The sequence below is a fragment of the Plantibacter sp. AC185 genome (genome assembly GCF_979258065.1).
On sequence record NZ_OZ409831.1, the window covers coordinates 1632808 to 1656618 of the forward strand.

General features: G+C 66.3%; 15 protein-coding genes. 4 read left to right on the forward strand and 11 right to left on the reverse strand.

Annotated features, from left to right (window positions below; genetic code table 11):
• Positions 1-32 precede the first annotated feature (32 nt).
• Positions 33-416, forward strand: a complete 384-nt coding sequence (locus tag ACZZZB_RS07765; RefSeq protein WP_463529347.1) for a YybH family protein — start codon at positions 33-35, stop codon at positions 414-416.
• Positions 417-558: 142 nt separating this feature from the next.
• Here the strand turns inward: ACZZZB_RS07765 and ACZZZB_RS07770 are convergent, their stop codons facing one another.
• The 3 genes from ACZZZB_RS07770 to ACZZZB_RS07780 form a co-directional block, all read right to left on the reverse strand.
• Complete coding sequence (locus tag ACZZZB_RS07770; protein ID WP_463529348.1) at positions 559-4104, reverse strand: DUF5979 domain-containing protein; 3546 nt, start codon at positions 4102-4104, stop codon at positions 559-561.
• Between the two features lie 469 nt (positions 4105-4573).
• Positions 4574-6085 carry a helix-turn-helix transcriptional regulator gene (locus tag ACZZZB_RS07775; protein WP_463529349.1) on the reverse strand — a complete coding sequence of 504 codons (1512 nt, stop codon included), beginning with the start codon at positions 6083-6085 and terminating at the stop codon, positions 4574-4576.
• 334 nt (positions 6086-6419) lie between these two features.
• Entirely contained in the window at positions 6420-6968 is a 549-nt protein-coding gene (locus ACZZZB_RS07780; RefSeq protein WP_463529350.1) for a hypothetical protein, read from the reverse strand.
• Between the two features lie 410 nt (positions 6969-7378).
• Between ACZZZB_RS07780 and ACZZZB_RS07785 the strand changes: the two genes are divergently transcribed.
• Positions 7379-9157 (forward strand): sigma-70 family RNA polymerase sigma factor, encoded by a 1779-nt coding sequence (locus tag ACZZZB_RS07785; RefSeq protein WP_463529351.1) that lies wholly within the window; start codon positions 7379-7381, stop codon positions 9155-9157.
• A 346-nt stretch (positions 9158-9503) separates the two neighbouring features.
• On the forward strand, positions 9504-12782 hold the full coding sequence (locus ACZZZB_RS07790) for a DUF5979 domain-containing protein (RefSeq protein WP_463529352.1): 3279 nt from the start codon (positions 9504-9506) through the stop codon (positions 12780-12782).
• 143 nt (positions 12783-12925) lie between these two features.
• On the opposite strand, the gene ACZZZB_RS07795 is transcribed toward ACZZZB_RS07790, so the two are convergent.
• The 3 genes from ACZZZB_RS07795 to ACZZZB_RS07805 form a co-directional block, all read right to left on the reverse strand.
• Positions 12926-15271, reverse strand: coding sequence for a DUF6923 family protein (locus ACZZZB_RS07795; RefSeq protein WP_463529353.1), 2346 nt, complete (start codon positions 15269-15271; stop codon positions 12926-12928).
• A gap of 606 nt (positions 15272-15877) precedes the next feature.
• The gene (locus ACZZZB_RS07800) at positions 15878-16090 is read right to left on the reverse strand and encodes a hypothetical protein (RefSeq protein ID WP_411557629.1); all 213 of its coding nucleotides are present in this window, start codon (positions 16088-16090) and stop codon (positions 15878-15880) included.
• Between the two features lie 208 nt (positions 16091-16298).
• Positions 16299-16586 (reverse strand): hypothetical protein, encoded by a 288-nt coding sequence (locus tag ACZZZB_RS07805; protein ID WP_463529354.1) that lies wholly within the window; start codon positions 16584-16586, stop codon positions 16299-16301.
• Between the two features lie 655 nt (positions 16587-17241).
• Here ACZZZB_RS07805 and ACZZZB_RS07810 point away from each other — a divergent pair.
• Positions 17242-17670 (forward strand): NUDIX hydrolase, encoded by a 429-nt coding sequence (locus ACZZZB_RS07810; RefSeq protein ID WP_463529355.1) that lies wholly within the window; start codon positions 17242-17244, stop codon positions 17668-17670.
• A 3-nt stretch (positions 17671-17673) separates the two neighbouring features.
• Here ACZZZB_RS07810 and ACZZZB_RS07815 read toward each other — a convergent pair whose 3' ends face one another.
• The 5 genes from ACZZZB_RS07815 to ACZZZB_RS07835 form a co-directional block, all read right to left on the reverse strand.
• Positions 17674-18204 (reverse strand): N-acetyltransferase family protein, encoded by a 531-nt coding sequence (locus ACZZZB_RS07815; protein ID WP_463529356.1) that lies wholly within the window; start codon positions 18202-18204, stop codon positions 17674-17676.
• A gap of 17 nt (positions 18205-18221) precedes the next feature.
• Entirely contained in the window at positions 18222-18674 is a 453-nt protein-coding gene (locus ACZZZB_RS07820; RefSeq protein ID WP_463529357.1) for a VOC family protein, read from the reverse strand.
• Between the two features lie 198 nt (positions 18675-18872).
• A complete protein-coding gene (gene manA, locus ACZZZB_RS07825) occupies positions 18873-20078 on the reverse strand; it encodes a mannose-6-phosphate isomerase, class I (protein ID WP_463529358.1) in 1206 nt (401 codons plus the stop codon).
• On the reverse strand, positions 20078-22813 hold the full coding sequence (locus ACZZZB_RS07830; protein WP_463529359.1) for a CIA30 family protein: 2736 nt from the start codon (positions 22811-22813) through the stop codon (positions 20078-20080). The genes manA and ACZZZB_RS07830 overlap by 1 nt, the downstream gene beginning before the upstream one ends.
• Complete coding sequence (locus tag ACZZZB_RS07835) at positions 22810-23808, reverse strand: ROK family protein (protein WP_463529360.1); 999 nt, start codon at positions 23806-23808, stop codon at positions 22810-22812. The genes ACZZZB_RS07830 and ACZZZB_RS07835 overlap by 4 nt, the downstream gene beginning before the upstream one ends.
• Positions 23809-23811 lie beyond the last annotated feature (3 nt).

Consider the following 23811-nt stretch of genomic DNA (forward strand, 5'->3'; position numbering starts at 1 on the left):
TTCCGCGGGCGTCATCTCGAAAGGAACCAGCCATGTCGTACCCCCGGGTCGAATCACTTGACCAGCTCAACCTCGCGTTTGCCGAGCGCTTCAACGCACAGGACGTCGACGCCCTGCTGGCGTTGAACGTGCCTGACGCCGTCTTCGTGCCGGTGCCCGGACGGCCGGTGCAGGGCGAAGAGGCCGTCCGCGGTGCCTTCGGCCAGTTCCTCGGCCTCAACCTGCCCATCAGCATGAACGTCCGTCGCGTGTTCCAGAGCGGCACCACCGGCCTCGCGGTCGCCGATTGGACGATCGAGGGCGTCAGCCCCGACGGCTCCGACGTCGAGCTCGCCGGTACCACCTCCGATGTCGCCGTGTACGACGAGGAGCACGGATGGCGATACGTCATCGACAACCCCTTCGGAACCGCCTGACGCACGACCCCGATGCCGCGGCGATCGCCAATCGTCGCGGCATCGGGGGCTCGGTGCTTCGTGTCCTCCTGCCGCCTTCGGCAGCCCGTCCTCCGTGGTGGGGCGGGCTGCGCCCTGAACCGAGCTGGACGTGCTCTTGTGGCTAGACGCGCCTCCGTCGGCGTCCGACGACGAACCACGTTCCGAAGGCAAGGAGCAGTACCGCGGTAGCGACTGATGATCCGATCGCTAGTCCGGTAGAAGCGAGGTCGCCGGACTGGTTGATCGAAGGTGCGCCTTCCTTGATTCGAAGAGGGTTCGTGACCGTGATCGGGGTGGCAGAGCCAGCCTCGATGGTCACGGCTTGGGCACTGACTTCGGGAGCGTTCCAGGTGAAGCCCGCGGGTGCTGCGGTGACGGATGATTCCTGGACGGAGCACTGAGCTCCATCGGGGATGTTCGCGATCACAGCAGATCCGGTCGTTCCTTCAGTGATGCTGATGACTGCCGCGTAGGTTCCGTCGTGGCCACAGAAGGCGGTGAGACCGAAGGCGCCGGTCGTGCCGGTCGTCGGTCCGCCTGCGATGTTCTTCGTCAGTGCCAACGATCCGCTGGGAACTGACGGGTCCGCCTGCAGGGTGTTCGTGACGGTGATCGGGACGATTTGGCCGGCGCTGAGCGCGCCGGTCGACGTCGGAGAGATCTCCGGTTGTGCCCTCCAGGTGTAACCGGGGGGAGCCGTTGTCGGTGCCGACTCAACGACCGCGCAGGAAGCGCCTGCTGGTTCATCGATCGGTGAGGTCGACGCGCTCAACTGTCCCGCTGGGACCGTGACGGCCCAGTCCTGCGTCACGTCGACGCCGCCGTCAGGGTCGGTGCAGACGATCTGCCCAGAGAACACTTGGTCGGATTGCGTACCGGCTCGTGACGATCCAGCGATGTTCTTCGTGATCACCAGAGAGGCCGACGTCGCCGGTAGCGCCGCGAGGGTGTTCGTGACCGTGACGGCGACCGGGCTTGTCGGGCCGAGCTGGGCGATGACGGCTGGTGTGATGGTCGGCGACCCGACCCATGCATATCCGGCTGGCGTGCCTCTCGGCGTATCCTCCTGGATCGAACAGGACTCCCCGTCGAAGAACTGGATGGGTGAGGCCGAAGCACTGTCGCTTCCGGCCGGGACGGTCACCGACCACTGTGTTGATCCTTGCGTCGCGCAAGTGATCGACCCGGTGAATGTTTCTGGCGCGGGAAGACCTTCTGCCGGGAGTCCTGCGATTCGCTTCGTCACGGTGATCGAGGACGTCGTGTTGAAGATCTGCAGGTTGACCTTGCTGGAGTCGGTTGCCGGGTTGGGATCGAAGTAGACGCTGGTCGCGCTCGGAGTGGCAGAGGCCGTGTTGGCATATGTCCCCTGAACGACCCCAGCAGTCCCGGTGATGACGATGGTCGCACCATCACCAGCGGCGAGATCCATGACCGCGCTGACTGTGTTCGTTGCCGCGTCGAACGTCGCGGTCGGGCAGACTGGCGAACCGGCAAGCGGGGCACAGGCCACCGACGAGTAGAGGAAGTTCGTCGGAAGGGGGTCGGAGAAGGTGATGGAATCGGCCGACGCGGCTCCCGCGTTCGAGACACTCACCGCGTAGGTGACCGTCTGTCCGGCTTGCACGCTCGCTGGGGAAACGGACTTGTTCACGGTGATTTCGGCGCAGATCACAGGGGTGAACAGATCAACGGTCTGGTTCGACGTGTTCGTATCGATGGTGTCCGTTGGCGCGCCGATCCGGGCGTAGTTGTACATGTCGGACCTGCCACTACTGCTGCACGCGCCGGTTGCCGCCTTCCCAAACGTGACCTCGTACGTGATGGTCACGCTGGAATTGCCCGGGAACGTTGGCAGCACCGTTTGCAGGACCGTTGAGTTGTTTCCTGCGTTGACGCGATCTGTGAGTTGCGGACAGACCGCGCCGCCGGTGGTCGTGCAACCGGTGAAATGAACGCTCGTTCCGTTGAACGCGGAGCCCGCATTGGTGCGGTTGAGCTGGTCCACGATGGTGGCACCATCGGCTGAACCAGACTCGTTGTTGCTGAAGGTGAGTGTGTAGGTCGCGGTGTCGCCGGGCGAGATGGTCGCCAGGTCGACGGATTTCGTAGCAGTGGTGTCCACGCGGGGACAGTTGGTGACGTTGGCCGGCGTGAACAGATCGAAGGTCTGATTGGCGGCGTTCGTGTCGATCACGTTCCCGGGCGGATCGACGCGGGCGCTGTTGTACACGAGCGGGTTGCTGGAAGCTGAGCATCCGCTTCCCCGGTCGAAGGTGACCTTGTACGTGATCGTGACCGTCGAGTTACCGGGGAAGGTCGGGATCGACGTCTGGAGCACCACGGCGCTGTTCGTGGGACTGTCGCTATCCGTCAACGTCGGGCACACAGCACCGCCGCTCGTCGTGCAGCCGAGGAACCGGATGTGCATGCTCGAGAACTCACTGCCCGCACTGACCGCACTGAGCCGGTCGTAGATGGTGGCACCATCGGCTGAACCAGACTCGTTGTTGCTGAAGGTGAGTGTGTAGGTCGCGGTGTCGCCGGGCGAGATGGTCGCCAGGTCGACGGATTTCGTAGCAGTGGTGTCCACGCGGGGACAGTTGGTGACGTTGGCCGGCGTGAACAGATCGAAGGTCTGATTGGCGGTATTCGTTTCGATCGTGTTCCTGGGTGGATCGACGCGGGCGCTGTTGTACACGAGCGGGTTGCTGGAAGCTGAGCATCCGCTTCCCCGGTCGAAGGTGACCTTGTACGTGATCGTGACCGTCGAGTTACCGGGGAAGGTCGGGATCGACGTCTGGAGCACCACGGCGCTGTTCGTTGGACTGTCGCTATCCGTCAACGTCGGGCACACAGCACCGCCGCTCGTCGTGCAGCCGAGGAACCGGATGTGCATGCTCGAGAACTCACTGCCCGCACTGACCGCGCTGAGCCGGTCGTAGATGGCTGCACCATCGGCGCTGGACGGACCCGCATTGCTGTACGTCAGCGTGTACGTAGCGGAATCCCCCGGGGTGATGCTCGGCAAGTCGACAGACTTCGTGACTGCGGTGTCCACCCGGACGGTGAGTGCGGTCGACACGTCGCTGCTGTTGGTCGACGGATCCGGATCGGTCGTGCCGGCTGGCGGTGCAACTGTTGCCGTAGCTGTCACCGAAGGTGTGCCCACGGCATAGTTGCCGCTGACCGTGATGAAGACCGTTCCGAGATGCGGAAGGACTGGCAGAGCGCCATCAACGGCCGAGTCCGTTGTCGAGGTGATGGTCGCGCAACTCGCTCCGTTCGTAGCGTTCGTGCACGTTGCGGTGACGTTGGTCGACCCCGCCGGGGCAGCGAATGAGAATGTCGAGCCATCTGCGTCGGGCAGGCTGTTGTTGGTCAGCTGGATGGTATAGCTGAACGCCGATCCTCCTGAGCTGCTGGTGGGGCCCGCCAGAATGACCTGGAGATCAATGGAAGCTCCGGGCGCGGGCTCAGCCACCGCCGCGGGAGCAGCTGGCTCTGCGGACGGGTCGTTGACCGACGAAGCTGGCGGCTGAGCTTGCGCCGACGTGGTGCCGCCCAGGATGAAAGTGCTCGCCGCGAGGGCCATCGCTACGACAAGCGCTACCCGGCGCGTCAGACCTCTCGTTTCGTTCGAGTCGATCAGTGTTCGGAAAGTCATCGGGCTCTCTTTCAGTTGTTCTGAGGTTGGGGCTCACCTGTGCAGGTGAGACCGGGGTCACGTCTGGTCAGAACGTCGTTATTTCTCACGAGCGGTGCACGAGGTGCCAGCAAGATCCCAGAACCCACGGTCGAATGTGATCAGATGACAGTTCTTCCCGAGTGCTCTCTCCTGCAAGGACGCTGAGCGAGCTCATCTGTGACGCCGAGGAGGCATAGTTCCGACAAGACCCACAAGTACCGCGGTGCTCGCCCGGACGAGGCAGCGCCCGGTGCAAGCGGACTCGCGCACAACGCCCGCCGAACGGTCCCGACCATGAGCCTCCGGGCCTGGGTGATGGAGAAGCTCACCGACGAATGCTCTACGCCCCGGGGAGATGGAGCGGAATGCCAGGTTGCCGTTGATCTCGCACTCAAGAACACGGTCAGCGCGAGCGCGAGCAGGACAATGCGAGTCGCTTCAGCTGATATCAGGCCCAGCCGAGTTCGCGCGCGATCGCGACTGCCTCGTCCCTTCGCGTCACGCCGAGCTTGCGATAGATGTTCTTCAGGTGCGTCTTCACCGTGTTGAGGCTGATGAACAGCGACGCGGCGATGGCCACAGCAGAGTCGCCCTGTTCGAGTTGCACGAGGATCTGCCGCTCTCGCTCAGAGAGCGTGACGATCGGGCCCAGACTTTCGGAAACCGGCGTCTTCCCCAGCCGGTCTGCGATCTCAGGAGGCAGCCCGAGCGAGGGGATCTCGGAGGTCGGGATGACGTTCAATGAGCGCAGCTGTTCTCCCTGGATCGCAGCCGATACGACGCTTCGCAGTTCACGCTCAGACGCGTCTCCCAGGGCGTGGAGCAGCAAGGAAGCCATGATCGACCAACGCGAATGACTTGATGACCCTCTCTGCACCGACCGGGCCAGTTTCACGGAGGCAGCTCGGTCGCCGTTCGAGGCGTTCGCGAACGCATGGGCCAGGGCTGTCGCGGCCGTCGACGTACCGATCCCGAGTCGTTGGAGATCGGTACTCGCTCTCCCCCGCTGCGATTGCAGTTGACGGGCGAGCACGATGACGATCGCCAGGCAATCCGCATTCGTACCACGCGAGTACAGGGCCGTGGGCAGTCCGGCGATCTCTTCCTCCACGGTCCGGATGATCTGGTCACCCTCCTCGGGCCGAGCCAGAGAAGCGCGAACCAACAGGATCTCCGCCCAGCACTCCGTGCCTGAATCCGGGACAACCTGTTCCAGGAAGGCTCGGGCGGCATCGAAGTCCAACGCATCAACCGCGAGCAGGGCACGTGTGAGCATCTCCCCGATACGGAGCGGAACGGGCAGCGGGAGCCGCGTGTCCGTCCTCAGGAGCCACCGTTCAGCGAGCAATCGTCGGCCGGCCAGCGCATGGATCCAGGCGATCCAGCTCGCCGCCAGAGCAGCCGCGTGATCGTCGTCGACCACGCGTCCGAGATCGTAGGCCTCAGTGAAGGTTGTGAGGGCAAGCCGCTCGTCGCCGGCGAGCTCGAAGCTCCGAGCCAACTGGATCAGCAGATGCGGGAGCACATACTTCATGAGCACCCGTTCCTCGTCCGCGGCGGTATGCAACAGATCCGTCGCCCGCTGAGCAGCTTCGACGGCAGCGTCGAAATCACCGACTGCCCGCCGTCCAGCCGAGCGGCTGGTCAGTTCAGACACCCTGTCGAGCAGGCTCCGTTCAACACGCGGACGAGAGACCACATCACGGTAGGTCGTCGGCGCACTGACACCCCCGGCGACCAACCCGACGTATGCGGCAGCAGTCGCCCATTGCGGTTGATCCTGTCGAATCCGATCAGGAGCTCCAGACAGCGCCTCCTCCAACAACGGCAAGTCCTGGGCAAGCAGGATCGACCAATGAGCGTTGATGACCTCCGCGACCACATCCCAGTCCTGTCCAACCAGCGCAGCCCGGAGCGCGGAACCCGCCTCCGACGACGAGACGGACTCATCTCGAGTCATCAGAGGCCCTTCCTGATACGTGATCCCCCACGCCAGCTAACCACCATGACGCTCACAATGGTCTGCCAGTCGTGGGATGAGGAGAAGAGAGGACCCTGCGTTGTACATGTGGGCCTCCTCAGCCGTCGTGCTTGCCTGAGCCGATGCTCCTGCTGGCTGCGTAGACAACCTTGACCGGTAACCATGACGTGAGAACTGAAAGATCGTCACCGAGATGGTCGCTCCAGCTCGTTCTGCGCGTCGGGGGTGGGCGAGCTCGTCGAGCGTGTTCGCGAGGTGACAGCGGACAGCACGTTCGCCCCCGCTGAGCGCGAAGACTGCTCCGAGATCTACGTCAGGACGCCGGTTCGGCCCCTTCATGCCGGGCCAGACTGCTGCCGTCCGAGCCGTGAAACGCGATGAGCGCGGTGACGATGGCTTCGGCAGGTGCCATCGGGGAGGAGGTCAACGCACGCAGAATCGTCAGGGCTCGCGGGTCGTCGACAATGAGATGCATGCGGTCGGTGCGCACAGCTTCACTCCAGTCGCGGCGCCTGATGGAGCTCTTCCACTGCGCCGCGATCCAGTCGCGGTTTGCCTCGATGTCGATGTCCCAACCGTTCGGGGTCTTCTCACCGATGAGTGCGCCGCGCCGGAGACGGCCGTGGACGACCGCCCGGGGAATCGCGAGGACCGCGGCGAGCTCGGTCACGCCGACGGGATCGGGCAGGTCGTCGAGGAAGTCCTGAACGAGGGCTGCATCCAGATGTTGACGCTCACGAGTCACTTCGGAAAGATCCGGTCGCTTGAGTCTGCTCCGTGCACCCTGTCGCACGTGCGTTTCAGTCCGAGTGGCTCCGTTCGAGTTCGAAGTCTGTTGCGGCGGTCGGGGCTGTGACGACATGGCGAACCTTCTTCCGTTGAGTAATCCGCTGATGCAGACGCGAACCCTTGTCACTCATGACGCGGTGCGCCGCCTGACTCGTCGTCAACCCGTCCTCCGTCAACGGAGACCGCTGACGGTCGGACACTCGGCGGTGCTGATGAGCAGAACCGCGGTGTAACTCCGTGCATTCGCTCCAGGGTGATTCAGAGGGTGATATCCGCCGCGAAGGACCTGGCGGGCCCCTGGGCGACGCGAGGCTGTGAACGCTCGAAGCGGCACCACCCGGTCGGTGCGCTCCCCACCCGACGGACCGCACCCGGCAGATCTGATCTGCGGCGTCATCAACCATCTCGCCCTGCGTCTGAGCGTTCGTCTTGGCTGTCCCTCCCCCGACCTGGTCAGCCCACTCCCGGAGAAGCATGAACCCCTTGAGCCCCGAACTCACAACCATCCCCGACGCGGACCTCGTATCGCGCACCCGCGAGGGCGATCGAAGCGCGTACACGGAACTCTGGCGCCGATATGCAGGCCCAGCTCGAGCAGCCGCGCTCTCATTCACCACGAGCTTTGATCCCGATGACCTCGTCGCCGAGGCGTTCACGCGCGTCTACCGGGCGATCATCAACGGAGGGGGGCCTTCGACAGCGTTTCGCGCCTATCTGGTGCGAACGGTTCAGAACGTCGCCGTCTCCTGGAGCCGCCGCCGGGAGGCCGAGCCACTCGACAACATGGATGAACTCGCTGATCCCACGGCCGGCGAGATCGCAAACGCCAATGCGGTGGACCGGGATCTCATCACGAAGGCGTTCACGATGCTGCCGGAGCGATGGCAGGAAGTCCTCTGGTACACGGAGGTGGACGGACGAAAACCCCGCGAGATCGCGCCCGAACTCGGCATGACCCCGAACACCGTGTCCGCACTCGCTTACCGCGCGAAGGAGGGTCTGCGCCAAGCCTGGATCCAAGCACACCTCGCGTCTGAAAAGCTCGACGGTGACCACCGCTGGACGGTGGAACGCCTCGGAGCGCACGCGAGGGGAAAAGTGGCGAAGCGGGAACAGGTCAAGATCGACGCCCATCTTCGAGAATGCGCGGCCTGTACGCGGGTGGCCGCGGAATCGAAACGTGTCGCCTCAGTCCTACCCTGGGCGCTCCTCCCTCTCGTTGGAGGGATGGGCGCCGTGACGATGTTCCTCGGCGGCAGTGCACATTCTGCGCAGATGGTCGCGAGCGTGCGGCCGTCCGGAATCCGACGAATCAGCAATCGCTTCTCGGGGGCCTCCCCGAACGCACAACTCCTCGTCGGCAGCCTGGTTGTCGTGACGGTGGCCGCACTCGGAGGGGCTGTGGTCGCACTCTCCAGCTCGCTCGTAACACCGCCCGAGTCGTCTGCAGTCGACCTGCCTCGCGCGGTCACACCGTCCGACACATCTGGCCGCTCACCTGAACCGCTCGTCGTCACGGATCCTGACAGCGAGGGATCCACCCAGCAGCCACCGGTAAGACCTGTCTCGCCGTCACCCGAGAGCTCGCCGACTCCGATCCCTCCGGTCGGCTCCGACGTGATTTCAGCGTCTCCCCCGCCGAACACACAACCCACACCCGTCCCTGTACCCGATCCGACACCGCAGCCCGCGCCGTCATCGACACCGCACTCGACTCCCGACGCGCTCTCGGCTCCCACGGTTCTCCTCGTGGACACCGGTACAGGAGCGCAACAGAACCTGCTCTACCCGATCGTCTCCGGCACGGCTGAACCACGCGCGGTCATCACGCTGAGCAACGGAACCTCGGCTGATGTCACGGTGACGGCCGATCTCGACGGATCTTGGTCGACCGAACAGCTCACCGGCTTCGGGCAGGGCACGTATGTCCTCTCGGTCACGCAGACGACCGTGAACGGCTCGACGTCACCGCCGGCCACCACCCGCGTGACGCTGAACGCTTCCCCAAGCCTGTTCGCTGCCGCGGGAAGTGGTGGGTTCACCATCCTCGTCCTCGGATCGGCGCCTGGATCGATCCGGCTCCTCACCGACCGGAGCATGGACTGGGGCGTTCACGAGCTGATTCCTGGCTTCCTGGGTGCCCACGGATGGGCAGACACGTTCACGTGGGTTCCCTCAGCTGGCGTGCATGAGGTATCCGTCCAGTACGTCGTCGGAGATCGCTCAGGACCACCGCGGACCACCGTCGTTCCGTTCAGCTAGACGCGTCGGCCCGCCACCGCAGGCCTTCGTGGCCGGGTCCTCTCGGCGAGTGGGGATGGCGCACTCGCGCGGCACACCGCAGCGGAGTGCCGTCACGATCGCCGATACGAATCGTCTCCGTTCCTGACGGCCGCCTGGTGCACGCGCATCGGCTGAGCACGTCGCAGCATGCACAGCGCATTGCACGGAAAGGCGAACAATGGACCTCATACCGCAACCACCACGCACGTCTGGACGGCGACGAATACGCCGTAAACTGGGCGTGTTCCTCATGAGCGCCCTGCTGACAGCGGGCGCAGCCGTCACAATGGCAACCCCTGCCCAAGCCACAGTCGGAAACCCGGTTGTGAGGACGACCCCGGCAGGGACGACTTCGGCGGCGGCCACGCAAGGGAAGGCTGGCGGCTCGGGTCTCTGGGGATATGTCGGCGACATCAAGACCCGCAACGCCGGCGCCGTGTACTCCTACGGACTCGCCGTCAGTCCCCTGGACGGCAGCGTTTGGGTCACCGACTCGGCGAAAGCCATCTACACCAGCAGCTCGCTGATCTGCGGGTTCGCCGGTGGGACGCTCTTCGGTGGCGTCTGTTACGTCGGAGAGTCCCGCGTCATGCACTACTCGGCCGTGGGCACGGATTGGGCCGTCGGCCAGTACGCCGGAAACGGGACCTATGCGGCCCCGCCTGCCGGGGCGAATGGTGGCATCGGCGCGAACTACGAGTCGCTGGCGGACGCGACCGTCCTGTCCGGGACCGAGCCGGGCATGACGAACGGTGAGTTCGGCGGCGTCAGAGGTCTCGCGATAGCCGATGACGGGACAGCGTGGATCGCCGACTCGGACACCTTCATCGGGAGTGCGATCGCATCCAACGCGGGCAAGAACATCAGGCTGATCGCGGCCGACGAATCCGAGGGCGCCTCATTCGGTGGGTCGGCGACGTGGGCGCAACGCTATGAACCCGGCCGCCTCCTGTACCCCGTCGGAGTCGCCAAGCTCACGACCGGGAACGTCCTCATCTCATCCACGACCGCGGACCTGCTCCAAGAGTTCCAACCTGACGGCACATGGGTGCGGAACATCCTCCTGGACCGACCGGCGAACACCGCCTACGCGGGCGATGCCGGATTCCGCAACCCCAACGGGCTCGCAGTCGACCCCATCACCGGTGACATCCTGGTGAACTACACCGCTGCCGGTTCAGGACGAGGCCAGATGGTCGAGCGCATCGACGCTTCGACCGGCGCACTCGTCCAGACCATCGGTGTCGGTGCCCTCCCGAACAACACCAACGGCTTCGCGCTGGCTGTCGACCCGAAGACGGGCGAGTTGTTCGTCGCGATGGAGAACGGCCAGCTCTATACGTTCGCCGCGGATGGCACATACCTGGGCCGTTTCTCGGCCTTCGGCTCAGGAAGCGCCAACGGACAGCTTTCGCAGACGGTGCGCGGCATCGCGTTCGATGCCCGCGGATTCCTGTACGTGACCGTGGCCGAGGGCACCGCGAGCACGCGAGTCCAGATCCTCGCCCGAACGCCTGACCCGGTGACGGCTGTGCGTGCGAGCTACGCCTGCGCAGTCGATGGTGACCGAGTTCCAACTGGCGCGATCGATCGGACCAGCGTGGAGGTGAACTGGGCTGGCGTCACCGAAGGGGTGACCGCAGACGCCCAGACGCCCGTCCGAGACTATGTCATCGAGCGATCAGCGGATGACGGCACAACCTGGGCCGTCGTGCCGACCGCGACCGCGACCACGTGGAACGAGACCGTCGCCGGTCTGAATCCGAACGTCGCCTACCAGTTCCGTGTCTCCGCTTGGAACGAAGCAGGTAACGGGGACACCTCCGTCACCACGGTCTCAGATCCCGTCTGTGACCGTCCAGAAACGGAGCCCGGCACCGTCGTCGTATCGAAGACCGTCGTCGACGGCGGTACCGCGCCCACCGCGGACACGAATTACGCATTCACCCTCACCTGCACCGTCGACGGACAACCGGTGGTACTCCCGACCGCCGATCAGACGTTCACCTTGACGAGCGGAGCACATCGATCGATCAGCGCTCCGGCTGGCGCGAGCTGCACGGCTGCAGAACTCAGTGCGGGTGCCTTCACCACGAGCTACCTGGACTCCGACATCGATTCACCGGGCGCCGAGAGCGATGGCACCGTTCTGGTCCGTTCCCAGACCGAGTCGACGATCGTCGTCACGAACACCTATCCGGCACCTGAACCGGGCTCGCTCACCGTCACGAAAACGGTCACCGGGGACCCGGCATCGCCAGCGACCGAGTTCACCTTCGGCTTGAGCTGCCGCGTCGCGGACAGCGCAGTCGCGCTGGCCGAATCCGATCAGACATTCGACCTGCTGGCAGGCGGAAGCCGGAACATCACCGGCATCCCCGCCGGAGCGACCTGCAGCGTCAGCGAGGCGGAGCGTGCGAACTTCACCGCCACGTTCAACGATTCCGACGGCGACCAGGACGGCCAGGTAACGATCGGGTCTGAGACCGCGGCCACCGTCACGGTCACCAACCGCTACACGGCTCCCCCGGCACAGTGTGTCGCCGACCGAGACGCCGTCAGCGTCGTGTACTCGACCAGGAACGACTCCGACGCGCCACTCGACGGGTCCTACACCGTGCATGACCGAGTCGGGGTCGGGCGGTCTGATATGAAGCTGGTGTACACCGTCGAGAAACCGTGCGTGAGCTATCCGGTTCCGGTTCTGACGTACGACGGTGATTGGCCTCTCGATGGTTCAGACGCCGACACCTACGCCGTGTTCCAGTTCTCATTCGGGGCTACAAGCCCGGAGGTGGCCGCCGACTACCGGCTTCAGCTCGCGGCCATGAACGCGCTGCTCGAAGACTCCCCCACCTGTGCCGACAGGTCGGTGGCGAACTTCGACGCGTGTCTCCGTCCCATCATCGAGACCTGGGGAGAGTCGGTTCCGGTCGGCATCACTGGAACGGTGACGACATCCGTCCGCTCTGCCACACCGGGTGAGGGCACCTTGTCCTTCCACCTCGAGCAGATGAATACGGGTGAACCCCTGTCGCGAGAGGGCATCACACCGTATTCCGTCACGCAGCCGACGCTCACGCTCACCGGGGGTGGCAAGCTGTGTTCCGCAACACTGCCTGGCTACACGACCGGTTCAACCGTGTACACACCGACTCATGCAGAACCAGAACCGGTGACGTTCGACGCTCGAGCCGCGGACACGGGGACTGCGTCCGACGACGTCACCCCCATCCCCGTGGATGACACCGGGATCACCTACGTCGTCGGCTCCCAGTCGTTCGCGACCGGAGCGTCCGTGCGTGATTTCCTTGCGCAACAGCGTGCCGGCGCGTACCTCGTCGGAGCGCAGTACATCGCTCCGGACGGAGTCTCTGCTCTCGACCCGGACGCGGTCACCGTGGACGTCCTCGGCGCGAGCAGCGCGGCGTGTTTCTCGGCGACGGACGGTCCTGTGCTGCCGCCCACGGCCGAGGATGCGGGACCACTGGCCAAGACCGGGGTGGAGGCTGCCCAGCTCCTCAGCGTCGCCTTCGGGGCGTGCCTGCTGCTCCTCGGCGGCATCGGGCTGATGCTCCGAAACCGCCGCCGGCGCACCCGGTAGTACCCCCGTCGGACACACGGGGCCGTGGCCCCACGTGTCCGACGGGACCGTGACGCGGCGCTCCAGCCGCGCGCCTCACGCACACGCAGCGCAAAGGTGCCGTCGGTGAATCCACCGACGGCACCTTCGCGCACACGGCAGCCTCAGACGTTTGCGCTCACCGTGCGGGTCCGACGACGCGCGATCAGGAGGATCCCGATCAGGAGCAGCGCCGCCGCCGCGATGCCGCCGCCGATCGCCAGTGTTGAACCGGTGTTCGCCAAGCCGGGCGGAAGGATGACCGTGGTGGCGGTGCACGCGTCATCGCCTGCACCGGTCGGACAGTTGGCTCCGGCGCCGTCCGGAGTGACGACGACGTTCGTCACCTCGCCCACATCCGCGACCGTGAAGGAGTACGTGACGGTGACGCTCTCTCCAACATCGAGCGCGCCCGACCAGGACAGAACTCCGTTCCTGTACACGGCCCCCTGTGTGACGTCGCGGTTGTACGAACCGAGGGCCAGGGCAGGGCTCAGGTCGTCAGTGAACGACGCCGGACGGTCAGCCGTGTATGCCACCTGGCCGATGTTGGTCACCGAGATCCGGTACGACACGACATCTCCGGGGACCGCGGTCTCGTGGTCGCTCGTCTTGGAGACGCGGAACGATCCAATCGGCGTCAGCGTCTCGCACGCTTCACTGCACCGCCCGCCCGGCCCCGAGGCCACCGCCGTGTTGCGCAGGAGCAAGTCGCCTGCGCCGGCAGCGCCGATCGTCACCGTGTACGTGATCGTCTTCGTCTCGTCGACAGCGAGCGGGCCGGACCAGGTGAGCGTGGACTCGCTGACTGAGGCACCATTCGTGGCGTCGTCGTCGTAGACGGCGTCATCGAGGACACCGGCGAGGTCGCTCGTGAAACTCGCCGGCTTCTGCGCCGAATATCCGACCGAACCCGTGTTGGTGACGGTGACCGTGTAGCGGACCCGGTCTCCGGGAAGTGCGTTCGCGACGTCTGCTGTCTGGGACACGTCATAGGAGCCGACCGGGATGCTGGTCGAGCAACGCTCTGGAGTGACGCAGCTCCCGTTGACCCCGGTGGGTACGACGGTGGTGACCAGTGACCGGTCGCCGGTGATCGGATCGTTCACCGTGACGGAGTAGGACACCGCGACAGACGTGCCTGCCGGCAGCGCGCCAGCCCAGTTGAGCTTCTTCCCGGTGATGCTCACCCCGGGAGAAGCGTCTCCGACGGAGGTCGCATCGTCGAGAACGCCCGCGAGGTCATCCTCGAACGAGGCTGGTGCGTCGGCGGTGTAGTCGGCCTGCCCGGTATTGGTGACCTTCACCGTGTAGGTGACCGTATCGCCGGCAAGCGTCGAGGAAACGTCGGCCGACTGCTCGAGTGTGAACGATCGGTTGGAGATCACCGCTTCCGAGGTCGCGCTGTTGTTCGCTTGGACCGGATCTTCCTGATCGCCGACGACGTCAGCAGTGTTGACGACGAGTTCGCCGTCACTTCCGGTCGCGTCTGCGGAGATTTGGAACGTCATCGACTGCCCCTGATCGAGTCTCCCGCCGGAGACGACCACCTCGGAGCCTTCAATCGCCGAGCTGACGTCGCCGGTCACCGAGGGGTTGGTCAGCGAGGACGTGAGCACATCCAAGACGGTCCAGCCGCTGGATACCCCTGGTCCGTTGTTGGTCACCGTCAGCGTGTATTCGATCCGGTTTCCCGAGATGACGGCCGCAGGGCCGTCCTTGGCGATTGTAAGATCGGTCGGCAGTCCAGGGATTGCGGCACCGTCGCTGAAATCCGACGAAGGGCCCGCCACACTCGAGATGAGGTCGAACGTCGGGTCGGCTGCAGTCGGTTCGGTGACGCTGACCTGATACACGCGGCCGGTGTCGTTGTCCGAGAATCCGAAGTTCCCGTTGCCGAACGTCCAGGCTGCTCCGTAACCGCTGGGGGTCGCCGGTAGGACACCGACGAACGTGCGGATGCGCCCGTTCGACAGGTTGAGTCGACGCATCGCTCCGTTCGGGCCGACGCCCCAGGCGAAGCCATCGCTGATCGTGAAGTCTTGAGCTCGGAGTGGTTCTGTGAGCTCGAGGCGTCGCACTTCAGCACCTGTGCTCACATCGATCGCGAGCACCGATCGATTGTTCACGGCGACCGTCCCGGCGTCTGCGACGTAATACAAGCCGTCGTCGGGATTGAACGCGCCAGACGACCAGCGGTTCCCTCCGCCGGTGTGGCTGTACACACGTGTCCCAACGCGCTGCATGCTTCCGTCCTGGCCGATGCGGACCAGTGATCCGAACGGCAACTCCGCCGTGTCTCGTTGATCGACCATGGCGTACAGGTAGTTGTCCGCGGGGTTGAAACCGAGGGCGCTGTGCCGCACTGGCGCAGCGATGCCCTCTGCGGCGAAGGTGTAGCCGCCCTCGCCGGACGTCTCGGCCTTGTAGAGCTGGGTGGGCGTCCCCTGGGCGACGAAAACCGTCGGCACGGCTGGGTCAAACGGGTCTCCGGATGCAGCGTGTGCGGGAGCTGCGATCACCGCACCCACGCCCGCCAGGGCTGCGACGGCGATCGACAGTGAGATGCCCAACGCCAAGGCGGTCCGGGCACGTCTTCGGAAAACGCTCGAATGAGCATGCGATTGTTTCATGTTCTCTCCACCTCTATTGGTCGGGAGACATCGGTCTCCTCATTCCAGCGGACGCACGTGCCCTCGTTTCGTGACGCCAAACCGTGGTTGACCAGATCGGTCGTGGGAGAGCTACTGGTGCAGACGCTGGTCGCAAGCAATGCTGATGAGCCTTTGCCATTGCACGTCGGCCTACGGGTGGGTGGTGTTGGCCCGAACCATCACCACCCACCGTGCCGGCCGGCACTGGGACCGAGCATGGGCGCTCGGATCCGAGAACGACAACGCCCGCCCGAACGGGCGCTGTTGCGTTCACAGCCACAGACGGGACTGCGGGGCGTTCATGACGCAGATGGCACGAGACTCTGTTCGGCGTCGATTCGACACCGGATCCATTCGTTCGTCCGTACGCGGATGATCGAAACGCCCGTCAGTGGTCGAACGCTTCGAGCTGTGCGGCGCCGATCAGTTCGGTTCGCTGGCAATCACACGCGCGAGCAGATTCGGGCCACCGTCGTCATCCCAGAGCAGGACGGTCCCCACGCGGAGTTGACGGCCGGACCTCGTCACGACTCCGACGATGACGTTGTTCCGCCCGATCTCTCGCGTCGTGACGACCACACGTTGTCCCTCGATGACCGGGGGAAACCACGATCTCTGCTGCTCGGAGATGATCATTTGTGCACCATGTCGCTGTGGCCGTGGGCAGGCACTGGGAAGCGAATCCTTCAGGCACGCAGACGGCCATCAGCAGCGACTATGACGCGAACACCAAGCGTTGCGGAGTACATCACAGCGGTGCCGCGCGTGCCGGCCGTCATCCCCGTCCCGACGGCGAGGACGAGACCGGCGCTTCGTCGATGCTGCAGCTGCCGCAGAGCAGCGATCAGTCGCCGCTGCTGGCGCCGAGCGAACCGAGCACGCCGACGTACAGGAGCGATACGAGGACGCCGAGCGCGAGGATCACCGCACTGATGATGACACCTAATGTCGCCAGCTGATTCCGGTAGCCGGCAGCCAACGACTGGTTCTGGGCGACGATGCTGAGGATGAAGCCGACGACCGGCATAAGGATTGCGAGGATGAGACCGACGAGACCGAGCTTCTTGCCCGGATAGTCGGCGCGGGGGGAAGCTGCTCGGCGGGTCGGGCGCTTCTGCGCTGCGTGGGTCATGGTTGGTCCTTTCAAGATTTCCAGTCTCGTCCGAGATGGGGAATGAGCAGGTGACCGAAGGAATCGAGAAACGAAGCTGCCCTCGGCGATTCACTCGATCAGGCGGGGAAGCGCCTACAGGCTGCAGACGTGCCGCTCGGCCTTTTGTGATGCGGGTGGTGCCTTCTCCGCGGTGGAACAGTGTGCGACCAGCGCGGAGACCCGCCGAAGGGATGAGTGACGATAGTCGTCGACGGCCTCGCCACCCACTGCCACGCGACACCCAAGGGCACGGATCGAGAAACCGGTTCGCACACGAGACATTCGGCGCGAAGTCCAAGGAGACCCATTCTGCGCCATTCGCGGCGGCAGGCTGCGGCGAGCGACCTTCGTGCTGGATCTTGGGACGACCCGGGATCGTGACCGTCGTCGGCCCCACGCCCTACTGTCCTTCACGTGCTCTCGACGGAGGAACGCTCACCCTTTTCTCACCAAGAAATCGAGCACACCACGCCTCATCCCGGTTCACCCTCCCCCGGAATCACGCGGAAGTTCGCTCTAGTGAGCCCCAGTTAGCCGACAGTTGGTAACTTCAGCTTCCCAAGCTGATAGCGCGGGTTCGATTCCCGTCATCCGCTCCATACACCAGGTCAGCGGTCGCTCTAGAGTCGACGACATGCCCTCGATTCGGAACATCTCCGTCGGCCTTCCCATCCGAGACGGTCACGTACTCGTCTTGAACGGCTTGGACACCGTGAAGAACGAGGCCTTCCATCGCGCGATTGGGGGCGGCATCGAGTTCGGCGAAACCGCGGAAACCGCTCTGCGCCGCGAGTTCGTCGAGGAGCTCGGCGTCACACTGGGCCGCGTGACGCTCCTCGACGTCGCGGAGAACATCTTCGAATACGAAGGTGAGCCGGGCCATGAGATCGCCCACATCTTCGCCGTCGAGTCCGCCGAGATCGATGCCATCCCGCTCGACGCCCGACTGCACGTCCTGGATGAGGGAAGTCCTGTTCGGTGGGTGTCGATCAGCGAGACCGATCACCCCTTCTACCCGGCAGGTGTCACACGCCTCCTCAGCCCCTCGGCACTCACGACCTGATCGCTACGGGCCGTTCTTTCCATCGACCCGCCGTGACAACACCTGGCCCGGCCACGCGTCAGCCCCGTCACCGACCGTGAATGCCACGTCACGCTCGTAGCCGGCGGCCTCATAGAAGCGGACGAGATCTCCCGAGCCACCCGCGTAGCAGTCGACCCGCATGCGACCGACCCCGGCGGCCTGGGCGCGCTCCTCGGCGAATGCCAGCAAGCGGCGACCGGTGCCCTTCACGCGAGGATCGCGCGAGCCGATCAATACGCGGACGTAGACCTCCGGCTCGGTGGCGGCCGGCACGTACTCGAGCGCCTCCCCCAGCACGAGCGCTCCGCAGACGCCGACCGTGGGGTGCTCGGCGACCCAGGCATCGGATGAGGCACACCACTGCTCGGCACGCGTGGTCCAGCGCTCCTGCCCAGATGCAGGTTCGGTACCCCACTGCCGTGTGTTGCCGATCCGCACGAACCAGGCGATCGCTTCGTCGAACAGTGCCAACACCGCAGGTGCATCCGCCAGGACGGCCCGACGAATCGTCAAGTCGTCCATCGCCGCGCTCAGCTGTGCGTCGTGTTCGCCCGCATCTCCTCCACGGTCATCTCCGGCGCGCCGCCGGCGGCCGCCTCCGGGTCCATCCAGACGAAGTCCCAGTGGTGGCCGTCGAGGTCGTCGAAGCTCTTCGAGTACATGAAGCCATGGTCCTGTTCGCCGGCAGGCGTAGCCCCGCTCGCGATGGCCTTTTCGACAATCGAATCGACGTCGCCCTTGCTCTCGGCACTGAGAGCGAGCTGCACCTCGGTGGAGGTCGTGGCGTCGATGATCGACTTGCTCGTGAACTCCGCGAAGAACTCCCGCGTGAGCAGCATCGCCGTGATTGTGTCGCTGATGACCACGCTGATCGCGTTCTCGTCGCTGAACCCCTCGTTGATCGAGTACCCGAGTGCCTCGAAGAACACCCGTGACCGGCGCAGGTCGCTGACGGCCAGGTTGACGAAGATCATGGTGGACATCGGGGCCGTCTCTCTCGAGGTTGCCGGCGGCTCGTTGCCGTCGATCGCACTCGAATGATGGCGAGGATGCTCGACGACGTCAAGAGTCATCCGACGCGAAGCGGATCGAGCAGCGCACGCCTGTGGTCACGACGGAACCTCCGCGCACGGATTCACGCCTCCATGTGGCGGACAGCAGCCACCGACAGTGTTGGCCGGTCAGCCGGTGGCGACGAAGACCCGACCGTCCGTGGACACCGTCACCGGCTCCGGCCCCGGAGAGACGAACACCGCTGTCCCGCGCTCGAGCACGACGGTCTCCGCACCCTGTTCCACCCGCGCCGTACCGCCGGTCACGAGGATCACCGCCGCCTGGCCGCGAGCAAGGTCGGTCGCCGTCCCGGGACCGATCCGGACGAGCCGGAAGTCGTCGACCGGCACCGGGTACATGACCCCACCGCCGGTTCGCACGGTCGGCTCGACGAACGGGACCGGCGATGGTTCGAAATCGAGAACCGCGAGAAGCTCCGGAACGTCGACGTGTTTCGGCGTCAGTCCGCCGCGGAGCACATTGTCACTCGAGGCCATGACCTCGACCCCGAAGCCGGAGAGGTAGGCGTGGATGTTCCCCGCGGGCAGGAACAACGCCTCACCCTCCCGCAACGTCACGAGGTTGAGGAGCGCCGCGACGACGATGCCGGGGTCCCCCGGGTACTCTTCGGCGAGCTGCAGGATGAGCTCGCGCTCGGCCGACCAGCGCGATCGACGGTCGGCGTCCGGGACCGCTCCGCTGCCGGTGCCGACACCGGCGGCCGTCACCAGGGCGGCGACCACGCCGGGCGTCCGTCGTTCGAGCACCGCTCGCACCGTCGGTTCCAGACCGGCGTCACGGAGCTCCGCCTCGAACGCCTCGAGCACCATCCGGTCCGGCCCCTCGACGTAGGCGGACAGGTGCATGAGGAATGCGCGCGATTCCTCGACCGCCCGGAATCCGCAGAGGGCGCGGAAGCCGTCCTGCAGGGAGACGATGATCTCCGGCTTGTGCCAGGCGTCCTTGTAGTTCCGATGCGGTGCGTCCAGTGACACGCCGCGGCGGTCCTCGTCCGCGAACCCCGCCCTGGCCCGGTCGGGCGTGGGGTGGACCTGGAGGGAGAGCGGCCTCGCGGCGGCCAACAGCTTCACCAGGAACGGCATCCTGGAGCGCCCACCGAGAGCCGCGTCGGGGTCCGACGCGATCCAGTCGTTGAGGCTGTCGGGACGACCGTGACCCGGCTCGACGAACTCGGTCACGCTGCCAGGGTGTGCCCCGAGCCAGAGCTCCGCCTGGGGCGAACCGTCAGCGGGTACCCCCAGCAGCTCCGGGATGGCCGTCGTCGACCCCCAGGCGTACCGCTTGGGGTCGCTGGTGATGCGGTGCAGCGCCATCAGAGAGCCCGCCGTCGACCGCGGACCAGCAGCAGACCACCCATCGCGAGCAGCGCGAACGCGCCGACGATCCAGGGCGTGGCGTCCAGGCCGGTGCGGGCGAGGTCGTCCGTCGGCGCCACCGGGTCAGCGCCGTCAGACCCACCCGGCTGTCCCGTGCCCGGCTGTCCCGTGCCCGGTTCCGGCTCCACCGCCGCGACCGTCGTGACGACGTCGTCGACCAGCAGGGTGCCGGCTCCTTCACCACCGAGGTAGAACCCGATCTGGGTGACGGAGGTCGGGTCGAACGCCGCCTCGCCGGCCCAGGCCGGTGGGGCGAAGGCCGAGAACGGGATCTCGATCAGCTGCCAACCCTCGCCCTCGATGGGCGCGACCGTCTCCCAGTACGTCCCACTCGTCACGAACTGGACGGTGACATCGTCGCCCGGTGTCCCCTGCACCCAGAGCTGGAGCCCGGTGTAGCCCCACCAGTCCTGCGGTGTCTGGAAGGTGCGGACGACGCCGGCATAGCCGGGACCGGCGAGGTCGTACGCGGCCGACATCGCGTTCGTGCCGGTGTCGGGGTTCGGCGTGAGCGTCGGTGTCACGGCGCCGCCCCCGGTGTTCCGCACGTAGGCGGCCTGCAAGGCGGCGTCATCGGCGTACGACTCGAAGTCCTCGACGACGAGCGGTTCGCTCGGCAGCGCCTTCATGAGGAAGTCCGCCGCTCCCGCGCTCGAGGCGGTCGTCCCGGCTCCGTTGACCGCGGTGACCGACCACCAGTACCGCTGTCCCGGCGTGAGGGAGACCGTCGGGGTGACCGAGGGGGTTCCGACACCGTCGACGACGACGACCGGGTTTCCGAGGTCGGCCTGCGCGGCGAGCGTGAAGCGGTAGTAGGCCGCACCGGCCGCCGACTCCCAGGTGAAGGTCGGCGTCGCGGTCACATCGACGGTGCCGGGCGCCGGTGAGACGGATGCGAACGCCGCCGGCGGCCCGCTCGGAGCGTCCACCACCGACCAGATGGTGGCCCGCGACACGGTCGCGTCGGCGGCGAGGGTCACCCGGAGGTACGGCCCCGCCAGATCGCGAGCGATCACCGTGCCGCCGGGTCCGACCTCGGCCGCGGCGGTCACCCAGGCTGAACCGTCAGCGCTGGACTCGACCACGACCGATCCGGAGACGATGAACGACGCCGCCGAGAGTCGGTCCTGTTTCCAGGTGACGCTGGCTCCATCGGAGGCGGCGACCACGCTCGTCCCATCTGCGCGTGGAACGATCGTCGCACCGTCGTGCGCCTCGGTGAGCAGCCAGGACTCGAGCGGGTCGACGAGCACGCGGGTGTCGGTCTCGGTCATGACCGGGTCCGACAGCGCCGCGTCGGCCCCGGCCCCGTCGATCGCGACGACGCGGTAGACCGCTCCCGTCGGCGAGGCGAAGTCCGTCGCGGACCCGGCATCGGCCCGGAGCGCGCCGGTGTCGACCGCGGTCCACGAGATCCCGTCGAGCGAGCGTTCGAGCCGGTACGAGACCGCGCCGCCGGCCCCGCGCCATCGGACGGTGTTGATGCCGTCCGCGCGGTCGACCGCTGTGATGAGCGGTGTCCCGACGGCGGGAGCAGCCGGCACGGCACCGATCGCAGCGGCATAGGCGGTGATCGCCGAGACCCGGGCGCGCTCGGCATCGGTCGCACCGGGTGCATGGATCGTGAACCCGTCGTCGTGCGGGACGAGCCCACCACGGTCGCTGTTGCCGAACAGCGACCAGAACAGCATGCCGGTCACGTTCGGGTCGGCGACGAGCGGTTCGAGCAACGCCGGGCTCGCAGCAGTGGAGGCGTACTCGCCGGCCAGGTAGACCTTGCCCGCGGCGGTGACCGTGGCCGCGTCCGCGGACACGCGTGCGGCGGTGGGCGGGTAGTAGTGCACATCGACGATGTCGAGCCCCGGCGCCGAGAGCGTGTCCGGGTCGATGTCGAATCGACGACCGGCCGCGACGAGCTGCTGCGGGGCGCGTTCCTTGATGAACGCGACCTGCCGGTCGATCCACGGCGCGGTCATCCCCTCCAACTCGTTCCCGAGCTCCCACGCCATGATCGTCGGGTCCTCGGTGTACCGGACGCCGGTGAGCGCGTTCGTCCGCTGCAGGATCGCGTCGACGTAGGCCTGGTACGCGGCGATCGGCCGCTCGTCGGTGTAGAAGTCGGCCGACGTCAGCCCGTACGGGGTCGTGAAGTCGCGATGCCCGCCGTGGTAGTACTCCCACTCGTCGGTGAGCGGGAGCACCAGCCGGATGCCGAGCTTGCCGGCGTACGCGACGGCGAAGTCGATCGTCGCGAACGCCTCGTCGTTCATCTGCCCGAGGGCCGGCATGATCGCCAGGGGGTTCGCACCGTCCTGGCCCGTCGAGGTCATCATGTGCGTCCGCACGACGGTCGAACCCATCCTGGCCGCCGCATCGAGGGTGTCAGCGATGCGGAACGCAGTCGGGTAGTCGACCCCGCCCACGTTCTCGTCCAGACCGAGCCAGTAGATGTTCGGACCGCTGAAGCGGAAGGTTTCGCCGTCGAGCACGAGGCGGGAGCCGTCACGCTCGACGAACGAGGTGTTGAGCGAGGTCCAGTCGGCCGGGGCGGCAGCTGCCGGCGCCGCGAGCGCCGGGAGCAGTGCGGCGGTGACGGCCGCCGCGAGCATGCCGGCGGCGAGGCGGCCGCTCGTGTCGCGGTGCGATGGGCGGGGGTCGGGGGTGCGATTCATCGTGCCAGGCTCCTTCGTCTGGGATGGTGCATCGGGTCGAGCGGTGGGAGGCCGAGTGCCTCCGGTCGGTGGATGAGTGCTGCGGCGCCGAGGATCGGACCCGCGCCGTCGAGAGCGGAACCGGTCACGACGACGCCGGCCGCGTAGTCGAGGACGATGGCGTCCTGCACCGCGGCACGGACGAGGTCGAGATAGTCGGTGCTGACGGCGGTGAACCCGCCGCCGACGGCGACCGCCTCCAGGTCGAGCAGGGTCGCGGCACTCGCGATCGCCTGTCCGACCGCGGTGGCCGAACGGACGACGGCGGACCGCGCGACGGGATCCCCCGCCGAGGCGTCGACGGCGAGCTCCTCGCCGGTGCGGCCGTCCCAGCCGTGGGCCCGCGCCCAGGCGACGCTCCGTGGTCCGGAGGCGATGCGCTCGAGCGTCGCGTCGTCGGCGGACTCTCCAGGTACGCGCGAGGCGATCTGCACCTGACCGATGTGGCCGGCGTTGCCGCTCCGGCCGGCGATCAACCGCCCGTGCAGGATGATCCCGCCGCCGACACCGGTCGAGACGATCATCGCCATCGAGTTCTCGGTGCCGCGGGTCGCTCCGAGCCAGTGCTCCGCGAGCGCGATGCAGGTCCCGTCGAGACGGACCACCACCGGGGCGTCCGGTAACAGCCGCGCGACGTGTGTCCGGAGGTCGAAGCCGTGCAGTCGCGGGAGGTTCTTCGGGCTCACGGTGCCGCGGCCGAGGTCGACGGGACCCGCCGAACCGATGCCGACGCCGACGAGCGCGGAACCGTCTGGCAGGCGCGCGATCGAGGCGAGGACCACTCGGTCGACGGCGTCTTCCAGTGCACGGCGCCCTGCATCGGGCCCCGTCGGCGCCCGATGCGCGCTGCCGTCGACCACGACGCCCTCGGCCGTGACGAGCGCGGCCTCCACTTTGGTGCCGCCGAGGTCGACCGCGAGCGCGACCGACCCCGACGGATCCCTCTCCGCGGTCATGTC

What these genes read in the sequence shown, in the direction of transcription:
- ACZZZB_RS07765 (WP_463529347.1), top strand. Translation starts at nt 33, where the DNA reads ATGTCGTACCCCCGGGTCGAATCACTTGACCAGCTCAACCTCGCGTTT.
- ACZZZB_RS07770 (WP_463529348.1), bottom strand. Translation starts at nt 4,104, where the DNA reads ATGACTTTCCGAACACTGATCGACTCGAACGAAACGAGAGGTCTGACG.
- ACZZZB_RS07775 (WP_463529349.1), bottom strand. Translation starts at nt 6,085, where the DNA reads ATGACTCGAGATGAGTCCGTCTCGTCGTCGGAGGCGGGTTCCGCGCTC.
- ACZZZB_RS07780 (WP_463529350.1), bottom strand. Translation starts at nt 6,968, where the DNA reads ATGTCGTCACAGCCCCGACCGCCGCAACAGACTTCGAACTCGAACGGA.
- ACZZZB_RS07800 (WP_411557629.1), bottom strand. Translation starts at nt 16,090, where the DNA reads ATGATCATCTCCGAGCAGCAGAGATCGTGGTTTCCCCCGGTCATCGAG.
- ACZZZB_RS07805 (WP_463529354.1), bottom strand. Translation starts at nt 16,586, where the DNA reads ATGACCCACGCAGCGCAGAAGCGCCCGACCCGCCGAGCAGCTTCCCCC.
- ACZZZB_RS07810 (WP_463529355.1), top strand. Translation starts at nt 17,242, where the DNA reads ATGCCCTCGATTCGGAACATCTCCGTCGGCCTTCCCATCCGAGACGGT.
- ACZZZB_RS07820 (WP_463529357.1), bottom strand. Translation starts at nt 18,674, where the DNA reads ATGTCCACCATGATCTTCGTCAACCTGGCCGTCAGCGACCTGCGCCGG.
- manA (WP_463529358.1), bottom strand. Translation starts at nt 20,078, where the DNA reads ATGGCGCTGCACCGCATCACCAGCGACCCCAAGCGGTACGCCTGGGGG.
- ACZZZB_RS07830 (WP_463529359.1), bottom strand. Translation starts at nt 22,813, where the DNA reads ATGAATCGCACCCCCGACCCCCGCCCATCGCACCGCGACACGAGCGGC.
- ACZZZB_RS07835 (WP_463529360.1), bottom strand. Translation starts at nt 23,808, where the DNA reads ATGACCGCGGAGAGGGATCCGTCGGGGTCGGTCGCGCTCGCGGTCGAC.